Raw genomic sequence first — 12471 nt, forward strand, 5'->3', positions numbered from 1 at the left:
TCTCACCGTCGCCCGCTCGGTCGGCGCCAGGTCTCGGGGACCGCTCCCCATCGCAGCGGACCCTCGGCGGACCTAGGTTGGTCCCGACGAAGGGGGGGAGCATGCCGCTCTCGCACGGCGCCGACGCGGCGCGACTGCACGACATCGGGGCCGACCTCGGCACGAGTGCCGAGCGCCTCGCGACGCTCGGCACGACCGGCGACTCCCTCGTCGCGACGACGCGTGAGGCCTGGGCGGGGCCGGACATGGAGCAGTTCGTCGCCGACTGGGAGGCCTCGCGACAGCAGCTGCGGTCGTGCACGGAGCGGCTCACCGCCTTTGCCCGCGAGCTGCTCCTCCAGGCCCGCGAGCAGGAGCAGGGCAGCAGCGGCGTGGGCGGGGGTGTGGGCGGTGACCTGCCCGCCGGGACGAAGGGCGGCAGCCCCCTCAGCGCCGCCGCCAGCCTGCCCACCGACGTCAAGACCGCCGAGGACCGTGGCTCGACGGATCGTGGCCCCGGGGAGGGCGGCCGGCCCACCGGCCCGCGCCCGCCCGGAGCGCCGCCGCCCCTCGAGCGGGGCCCGGACGGCATCGTGCTGCCCCGCGGCCTGAGCGCCGACGACCCGATCGTCGAGGAGCTCGCCTCGACCCCCACGGGGCGCGAGACCCTCACCTGGCTGGCGGACAACGACATCCGGGTCTGGTACGACGACGACCTCGAGGGCGCCTACTACCAGCCGGCCCTCGACTCCATCACCCTCGGCAAGGACCAGTACCGGGACGGGCAGACGCTCGTCCACGAGGCCAACCACGCCCGGTGGGACCTCGACGACAAGGCCGCGGACGTCGACGACGTCAGCCGCAACACGTACATCCAGAGCGAGTACGACGAGGAGACGGCCGGCACCGTCGAGGCGATCCAGCACGCCAAGGAGCGCCGCGCGGACCTGGGGTACGCGCAGTACACCGAGTCCGAGCGTCGCTACGACGAGGGCTACGACCGGGGCTACAACGAGGCCCTCGAGCGCGGCCGGTCCCCGCAGCTGGCGCACCAAGCCGGCGAGTCCGCCGGTCGCGAGGCCGTCCGCGAGCGCTTCAGCTCGGGTGACTCGAGGTCCTCCGACGGGGGCCAGACCTACGGAGAGCGCGCCGGCGAGACCTGGGATGCCGAAAACGACTGGAACCCCTTCAACGGGATCTGACGCGACCCATGGCCCACCATCGACACATGAGGATGAGACGTACGGCCGTCGGCCTCGCTCTGACGATGGTCGTGACGGGTTGCTCGAGCAAGGAGGGCGCGACGGAAGAACGCATCCGGGAGGGCCTGCCGGACGACTCCGTCGTCGCGCGGTCATGGACGACCAGCCCACCGAGAGCAGAGAGCTCGACCTGCCCCAGCTCCCCGAATGGCGCCTGGCCGAGGTGCGGGCCACCGGCGAGCGGCCCTTCACCACCGTGGTCGCCTACCCGCCGGAGGGTGACCCACGCACCGTCGTCCTGACCGGCAACCCCGACACGTGGGAGCAGGTCACCACCCATGGTCACGTCGAGGATGCCGCCGGCGCTCTCGCCGTGGCCCGCGCCTGGTACGACTCCACCCGTCGGACCGACCAGCTGTGGTATCGCGCAGAGTCCGTGGACGACATCGACTGGCAGCCGGTGGTCGACGAGGACGAGGTCACCCGACTGAAGAAGGCCTACCGCAGCCGGATCACCGCCCCGGAGGCGACCCGGTCGGGTGATGGCTGGTCCGTCACGCTGTGGACCGTCGAGCAGGGCGATCTCCTGCGTCACGAGCTGACCATCGGCGCGGACGCAACCGTCGACGACTCCGCCGAGACCCTCGAGACGCGGATGCCGGTGAGCGTTGCCGTCTGACCGCCGCGACGCGCCGATCCACGAATCTGCCGAGATATCCCCCTTCGGCTAGACGGGCGGATACGGTCGCATCGTGGACCCGATCACCAACCCCTACGCCCCCGGCGCGGGCCAGCGCCCGCCCGAGCTCGCCGGTCGCGACGAGCAGCTGACACGCTTCGACGTCGTGCTCAAGCGGATCGTCAGCGGCCGGCCCGAGCGCTCGCTCGTCCTCACGGGGCTGCGGGGCGTCGGCAAGACCGTGCTGCTCAACCAGCTGCGATCCGCGGCCGTCCGCGCGAAGTGGGGCACCGGCAAGCTCGAGGCACGCCCCGAGCTCGGCCTGCGCCGGCCGCTGGCGAGCGCGCTGCACCAGGCGGTGCGCGAGCTCGGCCACACGCAGGAGGAGGAGGTCGAGCACGTCCTCGGTGTCATCAAGTCCTTCGCGCAGCGCGACGCCAAGCCGGGCACCAAGCTGCGTGAGGTGTGGAACCCCGGCATCGACGCTCCCGCCGTCAAGGGGCGCGCCGACTCCGGCGACATCGAGATCGACCTCGTCGAGCTCTTCACCGACGTCGGCGGCCTGGCCGCCGACCTCGGCCGGGGGGTCGCCGTCTTCATCGACGAGATGCAGGACCTCGGGCCGGAGGACATCTCGGCGATCTGCGCGGCCTGTCATGAGATGAGCCAGTCCGGGCTGCCGCTCATCGTCGTCGGCGCCGGGCTGCCGCACCTGCCAGCTGTGCTGTCGGCGAGCAAGTCCTACAGCGAGCGGCTCTTCCGCTACCAGCGCATCGACCGGCTCGCCCGCGAGGAGGCCGACCGCGCCCTCACCGCCCCGGCCGCCGATGAGCTCGCCGAGTACGAGCAGGCGGCGCTCGATGCCCTCTACGTCGCGACTGGCGGGTACCCGTACTTCATCCAGGCCTACGGCAAGGCGGTGTGGGACCAGGCACCGCAGTCACCGATCCGCGCCGAGGACGTGCGTGTGGCCTCCCCCGAGGCGGAGTCGGAGCTGGCCGTCGGCTTCTTCGGCTCGCGGTACGAGCGCGCGACCCCTGGCGAGCGCGAGTACCTGCGCGCCATGGCCGACGTCGCCGCCGACATCGCCGCGAAGGGGGATGAGGCCCTCGACGACATCGAGTCGGTGCTCACCTCCGAGGTCGCCAGCCACCTCGGCAAGAAGCCCCAGTCCCTCTCCCCCGCCCGTGACGCCCTGCTCAAGAAGGGCCTGATCTACTCCGGCGAGCGCGGCCGGATCGCCTTCACCGTGCCGCACTTCGGGCGGTACCTGCGCGAGCAGACCTGAGCCCGGTGGCGACGTGTCCGGGTCCGGGCAGGCCCGGGCCGCCGACGGCGCGCGCATCGCGTGGCGCGGCTCGAGCTCCTGCCCGGCGCCCGGCACGGCTACTACCTCGACGACCCATCCGCCTCGCGGGTCGTCCTCGACTTCATCCGCGAGCACCCGGTGGCGCAGACCTGAGCAGGGCAGTGCTGGGCCCGGACCGACCGCTGTCAGGATGACCCGCATGCGAGCGATGGTCCTTGACGACGTCCGAGCCCGACCCGAGGTCAGGGAGGTGGCCGCCCCCTTCGCGCCGGACGGCGGGGTGGTCGTCGACGTGCGGGCGACCGGCCTGTGCCGCAGCGACTGGCACGCCTGGGCCGGCCACGACGACGACATCGCCTGGCCGCACGTGCCGGGCCACGAGCTCGCGGGGGTCGTGAGCGCCGTGGGTGCCGGTGTGCAGCGGTGGCGGGTCGGTGACCGGGTGACCGTCCCCTTCGTCTGCGGCTGCGGACGGTGCGCGTGGTGCGCCGCCGGCGACGCGCAGGTCTGCCCCGACCAGGAGCAGCCCGGCTTCACCCACTGGGGCTCCTTCGCCGAGCAGGTCGCGCTGCACGCGGCCGACACCAACCTCGTGGCACTGCCCGAGTCGGTCGACTTCGCGACCGCGGCGAGCCTCGGCTGCCGCTTCGCCACCGCCTACCGGGCCCTCGTCGCGCGCGCCCACCTGAAGAAGGGCGAATGGGTCACCGTCGTCGGCGCCGGCGGCGTCGGGCTGAGCGCGGTGATGATCGCCCGGGCGCTCGGCGCGCAGGTCGTCGCCGTCGACCGCAACCCCGCGGCGCTGGCCGTGGCGGCCGATCTCGGGGCGGAGCACACCGTGCTCGCGGGCGGCGAGGACGCCGCGGGCGTCGAGGCCACGATCATGAACCTGACCGACGGCGGGGCCCACGTCGCCGTCGACGCCGTGGGCAGCGAGCAGACCTGTGCCACAGCGCTGCTCAGCCTGCGGCGGCGCGGCCGACATGTCCAGGTCGGGCTCCTGCCGCCGGTCGACGGGCACCCACGGGTGCCGATGTCGCGGGTCATCGGGTGGGAGATCGACGTGCTCGGCAGCCACGGGATGGCCGCCGTCGACTACCCGGGGATGCTCGCCCTCATCGAGTCCGGCGCATTGGCTCCACAGCGCCTCGTCGAGCGGATCATCGGGCTCGACGAGGCGGCGGCGCTGCTGCCGGGCTTCGACACGGCGAGCGTCGCAGGGATGACGATCATCGACCCGGCTCGCTGAGGCGGGGCGAAAACCGCTGCGACACAACCCCCTTCGGCCCGTAGCGTGCCGACTGACGGAAGGGGCACCATGCGCACACTCACGTACTGCGTCGCAGCGACGCTCGACGGCTTCATCGCGGGGCCGGAGGGCGGCGACCCGAGCGGCGAGGACTACATGGCGGTCACGCCGGACCTCGTCGAGTTCATCGCGACCCACTACCCGGAGACGCTGCCGGGGCCGGCCCGGGAGGCGATGGGCCTGACCGAGCCCGGACAGGTCTTCGACACGGTGGTCGAGGGGCGGCGCTCCTACGACATCGGGCTCGCGGCCGGCATCGACGACGCCTATCCGCACCTGCGACACCTCGTCGTGTCGACGACGCTCGGGTCAGCGCCGGCGCCGGCGGTCGAGGTCGTCTCCGGTGACCCGCTCGGCCGGGTTCGCGAGCTCAAGGCCGAAGACGGTCTGGGCATCTGGCTCGTCGGCGGCGGCCGCCTCGCCCACGCCCTGCTGCCGAAGATCGATCGGCTCGTCATCAAGCTCAACCCCTCGGTCATCGGGTCGGGCACCCCGCTCTTCGACGGGGACTTCGCCCCCACGCTCTTCGAGACGGTCGACGTCACCTCGCTGGCCGGCGGGGTGCAGGTCATCACCTGCGAGCGAAGGGCGTAGTACGCACCTGACGGGTTGCCCGCGACCCTGCGTTGCCGTAGGCAATGCGACATCAGTGGCCCCCACCTCGGGCGCAGGCATGCCGCAGCGCCCGACCGCGGGAGGTCGGGCGCGGTGCGGGGTGGCTACAGGTGCCAGGTCACCCCGTCATCACGGACCGTGCACGCCAGCTCCTGCTGGTGCACGCGGGTGTGGTGCCGCTCGCACAGCAACGCCGCATTGCCGACGTCGGTGCGCCCGCCCAGGGACCAGTACTGCACGTGGTGCGCATCGGTCCAGTGCGCGGGCATCGTGCACCCCGGGAAGGTGCAGCCCCCGTCCCGCAACCAGAGCAACCGCTTCTGCCCCGGCGTGAAGAACCTGCTCGCCCGCCCCAGCTCCAGAGGCTCACCACCACTGCCGAGCATCACCGGGATCACCCCCGCCTCGCAGGCCAGCTTGCGCACACTCGCCGGCGAGAGCACCGCACCCGAGGCCGTCACCCCGCCGGCGTGACCTCCACCGGCCACACCTCCAGCGTCCAGCCCGACCCCCTCGGGGCCCGGCGCGCCGCCCCCGTCGTCGAGGTCATCGCGGTGGCCGAAAGGGTGCGTGGCGCTGAAGGGCACCCCGGCCAGCCCCAAGGCGCCGCCGGGGCGGCGGGACCCGCACACACCGCACATCCCGTCCGTAGCCGTCAGCAGCGAGGCCATCGAGATGGTCACCATCACCTGCGCCTTGTCACTCGTGCCCACCTCACCCGGGCTGGACACCCCACGACCCACCACCGACACCAGGGCATCGGCCCGACGCCGCGCCGCAGGCCGCGGGTCACGCTCGCCGTCAGGACCCTTGACCGGCTTCGACAACCCCGCCACCGCCGCGTCGATGATCGCCGCACCCTCCGCGTCGAGCACCAGCTTGTAGCGCGTCAGCCCACTGGCATCGGTGTGACTCGTCAACGACCGCGCCGACCTCGCCCGCTCGTCATCAGCCGCCAGGTCCTTGGCCGGGCTCAACATCCGCGTCGTCTGGGTGATCGCCGCCGCCAGCTCGCGCTCGTCGAGCCCCGGGACCCGACCCGAGACGCGCCCACCCGGGCCGGTGCGCACGACCTCGTCGCGGGCCGCACCGAGCAGGACCCCCAGATCCGCCTCGAGGAGCTCGGGGTCGGCCACCCGACGCATCCCCTCGTGGAATCGCACCAGCTGATCGGCCTTGCCGAGCGGCAGCCGGCCATCCTCGAGATCGGCGAGCACCCCGGCAAGGCCGGCCGGCGGCGACTGCTCGCCCCACTCCGCTGGCGTCGCCTCCTCGGCCACCTGCTCGGGTGCGTCCGGGCGAAGGGGGGCGGTCCCCCCTTGGTCGTCGGGCGAGGGGTCGGAGAGCGCAGGGTCGACGAGCGCGGACCCGGCCCGCAGACCTGCCCTGGCCACCCGCACCACCGACGCCACGTGGCGCACCGGCGGTCGCGGGGCGGACCGACCCTCGCTGACCGCGACCCAGTCGGTGTCGGACCACGACTGCCCCTGCGGGACACCGCGTGCGATGCCCTCGCGCACGAGCGCCACCTCGGCCGCCTCGAGCACCGCCCGTGCCCGACCGATCGCAGCCAGACCCTCCGCCAGCTCCTCCTCCGTCGCCTGCCACAGGTCCGGCATCTCGAGGGCAGCGATCGTCAGGGCTCGAACCGAGTCCCGCAGACCCGACACGAGCCCGAACTCCCCCCAGTGCGTCGCCTCTGACATGCTTCGATCATATGTTCGATACAGGCCCTGGGGAACCCTCTGAGCCCTGTGAATTCAAGGAATTTCGCCGCGAGCCTGGGGACGAGTGGCACCTGAGGCGTCAGCCGTCGAGACCGGCCCAGGGGTCCTCGCGCTGCCAGACTCGCGGCAGGTGGAGGGCGACGCCGTCCTCGTCGGCGAGGCGGCCGAGCACGCTGATCGTGACGTCCAGGTCATCGCCTGCGTAGGGCAGGGCGCGCAGCGGACGGTCGAGCGGACTGAAGAAGTCGTCCCAGTGGATGAGCACCACCCTGCGGGCCCCCACGGCACGCACCGTGTGCTCCCAGTAGGCCTCGAGGTACTCCAGCGGCTGTACCCCCAGCTGCCCCACACCCAGGTAGGCGACCTCGGCATCGTGGCCGGCGAGCGCGTCGGGCACGTAACCGGCGCTGCCCTGCAGCAGGGCGGAGCGGCCGCTGCGATGAGTGAGCAGGATCGACCACGCCTCACCGCAGCGGTAGGCGCCCACCTTGACCGGGGGCCTCACGGGCGCCTCGATCTGGCCCGGGTAGCGGTCCGGCGGACAGTGGTCCGACGCCACGAAAGTCAGGGAGAAGGCACCGCACTCCACGGTGTCGCCGGAGGCGACGACCCGGATGCGCTCGGGCGCGAGCCCTCCGCCGACGCCCACGTTGGCCACCGACTCGCCACCGACGAGGAGCGCACCCGTGCGCTCGGCGACGACGGCGGAGTCGAGGGCGTGGTCGTAGTGGCTGTGGACGGGGATGACGGCGTCGAGCCCGTCGAGACCGGCGTCGCCGAGGGCTCGGTCGAGGGCGGCATCGATGCGCTCGGCGGACGGCGCGACCCGCCCCAGCCCGACCCGGAGCAGGCCCGGCCGGGAGAAGAAACCATCGGTCATCACCGCCGACTCGCCGTCCTGGACGAGCAAGGTCGAGACGCCCAGGAAGGTCACCGCCAGCGGACCATCCCCGGCGACCGGGACATCCAGGCGCGAGGCGTGGCGGGAGACGTCCGGACGGCCGGGCTTGAGACGCACCCGGTCAGGCTATACTCGCCCCGCAGCCGGCCCTGCAGGCCGTCATCGACCGGCTCTCCCCGGCGAGCCCGTCGCCTTCGTGCTGCACGACAGCGTCGACTTCTCGACGATCGCCGCGATCCTCGAGACCACGCCCACCGCTGCCCCCGAGCTCGCCTCCCGGGCCAGTGCGAAGGTACGGGGGACGGGGGCGGGAGGACTCAGTCGACCAGCCAGAGCCTCGCCTCAGCGCCGCTGGCGCTCCACCAGCACCAACGCCCCGGCACCGACCAGTGCGCCCACCGCGTACCAGAGGAGGTCGTCCGGGGCGAAGGTCGTCCCGAGCACCAGTCGCAGCTGCGGCACCCGCGCCGGCAGACCCGTGAGCTGGGCCAGCTCGACGACCACGCACAGCCCGAGCGCCACGACGGCCACGACGAGCGGGCGCGGCGCCTCACGCCCCGGCCACACCACGCGGAGGGAGAGGACCGCCGCCGTCGCGTAGAGCACGCTGCCGGCGGCGTCGGTCCACACGAGATCGCGGAAGCCCTGGAGGGTCAGCCCGGTCGCCACGACCATGCACAGGACGACGAAGGTGGGGAGGCGGCGCACCGCGCCACCTCACCACCCCCGACTGGCACCCCGCTGAGAGGGCTGACGTGCGCCTCGCCCTGCACCACGGACTACTCACGGGTAGTGTCTGGCGGCCGGTGCACCAATGGCGATGCGCCACCGGTGCGCGCTACGTCGGGGAGGAACCCGCATTTCGGGGTTGCTCACCCCCCGACCAGGCCGACTCCCGGGCCGTCGAGGTCGGGGCGCACGACGTCGCGCCCCGAGATCGCGAGCAGCAGCGCGAGGGCCGGTCCGCGGACCTCGGGCCCGTCGCCGAGGGTGAGGTCCAGGTCGGTCGCCCGCAGCGTGACCCGCTCGGCGACCTCGCGTGCTCCACCGACGGAGGCGGGCGTGCGCGCCTGGTAGCGCAGCGCACCCTCGATCGCCTCGGCGGAGTAGTCGTGCCAGATGCCGAGCGGCCGGCGGATGTCCTCACCGTGGACCACCTCCTCGACGAGCCGGCTCTCGAGCGGGGCGAGCCGGGTGGGCGGCCCCGTCCGCCGACCGGCCACCTGGCGCAGGCTGCTCAGGGTCTCGCGCGGTGTCGCCCCGCGGTGCCGGTCGACGCCCTGCTGGGTCATCCGCTCGAAGTCACCCCGGGCCCGAACCATCCCCCGCACGAGGCCGAAGGGGGTGGCGAGGGCATTGGCGACGAGGTGCGCCGCGACGTCGTGGACGCTCCACCCGTCGCAGAGCGACGCGGTGCGCCACTGCTCGTCGGTGAGGCCCTCGAGGTCGGCCGCCAGTGCGGCCCGCTCGGCGTGGACGAGCTCCCAGACATCTGTCATGGGCCCACCTTGGCACGGCGGTACGACACCCCGCACGACGAAGCGAGCCCCGCCCGACGTGTCGAGATCACACCTCGACGAGCAGCTCCCGGGTGATGTCGCCGATCGAGGCTGCGCCGACCAGCCCCATCGTCAGGTCGAGCTCGGCGAGCACGTTGTCGACCACCGCGCTCACGCCGGTCGCGCCGTCGAGCGCCAGCCCGTAGACGTGCGGTCGCCCGAGCAGGCAGGCATCGGCGCCCAGCGCGAGCGCCACGAAGAGGTCCGCCCCCGACCGCACCCCGCTGTCCATGAGCACCGTCGGCTCCGGCCCGACCGCCTCGCGCACCCGCGCGAGCGCGTCGAGGGCCGCGATCGACCGATCGACCTGTCGCCCGCCGTGGTTGGAGACGACGACGGCGTCGACACCGGAGTCGAAGGCCTGCCGTGCATCGTCCTCGTGGAGGATCCCCTTGAGCACGACCGGCAGGCTCGTGCGCTCCCGCAGGGTCGCGATGTGCTCCCACGACAACGCGGGGTTGGAGTAGATGTCGAGGAAGGTCTCGACCGCCGCCCGCGGCTCCGGCGAGCGCAGGTTGTCGCGGACCCCGCCGGGGTGCTCGCGGCTCATCGAGAGCAGGGTGCCGACTCCTCCCTTCGCCGCACGGGCCGCCCGCAGCGGCTTGCGCGGGTCGATCCCGAGCGACTGCGCGGCACGCGCCGTGTCGGCGAGCTGCTCCCGGACCAGCTGCATGAAGCGGGGGTCGGAGGTGTACTGGGCGATGCCCTGGCCCCGGGCGAAGGGGAGGGAGCCCAGGTCGAGGTCCTGCGTGCGCCACCCGAGCATCGTCGTGTCGAGCGTGACGACGAGCGCCTGAGCGCCGACGGCCTCGGCCCGAGCGATCATCGAGTTGACGAGCGCCTCGTCGGTCGACCAGTAGAGCTGGTACCAGAACGGGGTCCCGGCCATCGCCTGCGCCGTCTCCTCCATCGGCGAGCAACCCTGGCAGGAGAAGACGTAGGGCACGCCGCTGGCGTGCGCCCCCTGCGCGATGAGCAGGTCGGCGTCGTCGGTGACGAGGCCGGCCGCCCCGACCGGGGCGAGCAGCAGCGGCGCGGTGAGCTCGGTCCCCAGGAGGGTCGTCGACAGGTCGCGGGTCGTCGTCGCGTGGAGCATGCGCGGGACGACCTGCCACCGGTCGAAGGCGGCCCGGTTGGCGCGCATCGTCGCGCCGCCGCCGGCACCCCCGGCGATGTAGGCCCAGGCCTTGCGGCTCATGGCCGCTCGCGCCCGGCGCTCGAGCTCCGCGACGTCCGTCGGGACCGTGGGCGCGATGCCGAGCGCACCGGGGCGGTAGATCGCGTCCTGGCGGGCGCGGCCGGGGCTGGGCTGGGGAGTCGTCATGACCGCAGGTTAGGGCCCCAAGCGGTGAGATCGGCCACAGCGACGGCCGTGGCCCGACCTCGACCTTTCGTTGACCTCATGGGCTTCTGGGGCAGTTTGGGCGCGGTTGGCTCCATTAGCCCTTCGTTGCCCGTCGGGTTACTTTCCGCTCAGCCACACCCACAACACCACACCGGAAGGAAGGCATGCCGACGCCACCCCTGGGGATCGCCACCATCGTGCTGCTGCTCGTCCTCTTCTACGGCCTGACCATGGTCATGTCGATGCGGATCAGTCGCGGCGAGGAAAACGCCGACGAGTACATGACGGCCGGGCACAACATCGGCTTCGGGATCTCCGCAGCCTCGATGACCGCGACGTGGATCTGGGCCTCGTCGATGTACGCCTCGGTGACCTCCGGCTACACGTACGGCATCTCCGGTCCCATCCACTACGGGCTGTGGGGCGCCCTGATGATCCTCTTCATCTACCCCTTCGGCCGTCGGATCCGGGCCGTCGCCCCGCAGGCGCACACCCTCGCCGAGGTCATGCGCGCCCGCCACGGACGATCCAGCCAGCTGATGCTCGCGATCTCCAACGTGCTCGGCAGCGTCATCTCGCTCATGTCCAACTCCATCGCCGGTGGCGCGCTCATCGCGATGCTCTCGCCGATGAGCTTCATCCAGGGCGTGCTGATGATCGCGGCCGGCGTGCTGATGTACACGATCTGGTCGGGCTTCCGCGCATCGGTGCTCACCGACTTCACCCAGGTCGTCGCCATGCTCCTCGCCGTCGTCGTCCTGGTCCCGGCCTTCTTCTTCGTGCTCGGCGGGCCCGACCTGCTGCGCGAGGGCGCCGGCAACCTCACCGCCCACCAGTCGAGCTTCTTCTCCTCCGAGGCCTTCCTCGGCCAGGGCGCGCCGTACATCGCGGCCGTCCTCGCCTACGCCATCGGCAACCAGACGATCGCCCAGCGGCTCTTCGCGGTGCGCGAGGACCTCATCAAGCCGACCTTCGTCACCGCGACCGTCGGCTACGGCGCGACGATCATCGGCGTCGGCATGATGGGTGTGCTCGCCCTCTACGCCGGCATCGACCCGGCCGGCGGCGACCCCAACAACCTGCTGCCGCAGATGGCGGCGACCCACCTCGCGACCCCGCTCATCGTCATCTTCTTCGTCATGATCATCGGCTCGCTGTCGTCGACGGCCGACTCCGACCTGGCGGCCCTGTCGTCCATCGTCATGACCGACATCTACGGCGACCGCGCCCGTCGCGCCGGCACGATCAACCCCGCGACGATGCTGCTCATCGGGCGCCTGACGATGGTCGTCGCCACGGTCGCGGCGGTCCTCTTCGCCGCGCTCGAGCTCAACATCCTCGACCTGCTCGTCTTCGTCGGTGCGATGTGGGGCTGCCTCGTCTTCCCCGTCATCGCCTCCTTCTACTGGTCGAGGGTCACCAACGCCGCCTTCACCGTCTCCGTGCTCGTCGCCTTCGCGGTCTTCCTGCCGGTGCGCTTCGGCTGGCTGCCGCAGTCCGGGGCGCTCGACCTCGTCGTCGACGTCGTCGGCATCATCGGCGCCGGCATCGTCATCGGGCTCATGGCCTTCGGCTTCTTCGGCGCCCGCGTCGGCATCTCGCTCGGTGCCGTCTTCGCGGTGGGGGTTGCCCCCTTCGCCATCGGGGTGATCTCGCAGTACCCGGCGCTGTCCGGCTCGCTGGCCGCCTACGCGATCTCGACGATCGTCTGCGTCGTCATGTCGTTCGCGTCGCGACAGCGGCCCTTCGACTTCTCGCTCATCGCCCGTCGCACCGGTGACTTCACCGACGACGAGTCGCTGACCGGCGACGACGACCTCGACCTCGAGCCCGCCCGCTCCTGACC

General features: G+C 72.4%; 11 protein-coding genes. 6 read left to right on the top strand and 5 right to left on the bottom strand.

Translation table 11 applies throughout. From position 1 onward, the window contains the following. Window positions 1-101 precede the first annotated feature (101 nt). The 5 genes from CWN80_RS11870 to CWN80_RS11890 all read left to right on the top strand — a co-directional run bounded on the left by CWN80_RS11870 (window position 102) and on the right by CWN80_RS11890 (window position 5072). A complete protein-coding gene (locus tag CWN80_RS11870; protein WP_128277327.1) occupies window positions 102-1181 on the top strand; it encodes a WXG100 family type VII secretion target in 1080 nt (359 codons plus the stop codon). A gap of 154 nt (window positions 1182-1335) precedes the next feature. After that, window positions 1336-1860 (top strand): hypothetical protein, encoded by a 525-nt coding sequence (locus tag CWN80_RS11875; protein ID WP_007927147.1) that lies wholly within the window; start codon window positions 1336-1338, stop codon window positions 1858-1860. A 73-nt stretch (window positions 1861-1933) separates the two neighbouring features. Next, the gene (locus CWN80_RS11880; RefSeq protein ID WP_007927140.1) at window positions 1934-3148 is read left to right on the top strand and encodes an ATP-binding protein; all 1215 of its coding nucleotides are present in this window, start codon (window positions 1934-1936) and stop codon (window positions 3146-3148) included. A gap of 220 nt (window positions 3149-3368) precedes the next feature. After that, window positions 3369-4418, top strand: coding sequence for a zinc-binding dehydrogenase (locus CWN80_RS11885; protein ID WP_007927138.1), 1050 nt, complete (start codon window positions 3369-3371; stop codon window positions 4416-4418). Between the two features lie 69 nt (window positions 4419-4487). Beyond that, window positions 4488-5072 (top strand): dihydrofolate reductase family protein, encoded by a 585-nt coding sequence (locus CWN80_RS11890; RefSeq protein WP_007927136.1) that lies wholly within the window; start codon window positions 4488-4490, stop codon window positions 5070-5072. A 125-nt stretch (window positions 5073-5197) separates the two neighbouring features. Here CWN80_RS11890 and CWN80_RS11895 read toward each other — a convergent pair whose 3' ends face one another. From CWN80_RS11895 to CWN80_RS11915, 5 genes are all read right to left on the bottom strand, one after another. Beyond that, on the bottom strand, window positions 5198-6799 hold the full coding sequence (locus CWN80_RS11895) for an HNH endonuclease (protein WP_128277328.1): 1602 nt from the start codon (window positions 6797-6799) through the stop codon (window positions 5198-5200). Between the two features lie 100 nt (window positions 6800-6899). Then, window positions 6900-7838 carry an MBL fold metallo-hydrolase gene (locus tag CWN80_RS11900; protein WP_128277329.1) on the bottom strand — a complete coding sequence of 313 codons (939 nt, stop codon included), beginning with the start codon at window positions 7836-7838 and terminating at the stop codon, window positions 6900-6902. A gap of 225 nt (window positions 7839-8063) precedes the next feature. Continuing rightward, window positions 8064-8429 (bottom strand): ribosomal maturation YjgA family protein, encoded by a 366-nt coding sequence (locus CWN80_RS11905; protein ID WP_007929640.1) that lies wholly within the window; start codon window positions 8427-8429, stop codon window positions 8064-8066. Between the two features lie 164 nt (window positions 8430-8593). Continuing rightward, complete coding sequence (locus tag CWN80_RS11910) at window positions 8594-9220, bottom strand: maleylpyruvate isomerase family mycothiol-dependent enzyme (RefSeq protein WP_007929638.1); 627 nt, start codon at window positions 9218-9220, stop codon at window positions 8594-8596. A 67-nt stretch (window positions 9221-9287) separates the two neighbouring features. Next, on the bottom strand, window positions 9288-10604 hold the full coding sequence (locus tag CWN80_RS11915; protein ID WP_007929628.1) for an alpha-hydroxy-acid oxidizing protein: 1317 nt from the start codon (window positions 10602-10604) through the stop codon (window positions 9288-9290). 185 nt (window positions 10605-10789) lie between these two features. Here CWN80_RS11915 and CWN80_RS11920 point away from each other — a divergent pair, with 185 nt between their 5' ends. After that, a complete protein-coding gene (locus CWN80_RS11920; protein ID WP_128277330.1) occupies window positions 10790-12469 on the top strand; it encodes a sodium:solute symporter family protein in 1680 nt (559 codons plus the stop codon). Window positions 12470-12471: the final 2 nt, after the last annotated feature.

Origin of the sequence: Janibacter hoylei PVAS-1 (assembly GCF_004025845.1) — a bacterium.
Taxonomy (GTDB): Bacteria; Actinomycetota; Actinomycetes; order Actinomycetales; family Dermatophilaceae; genus Janibacter; species Janibacter hoylei.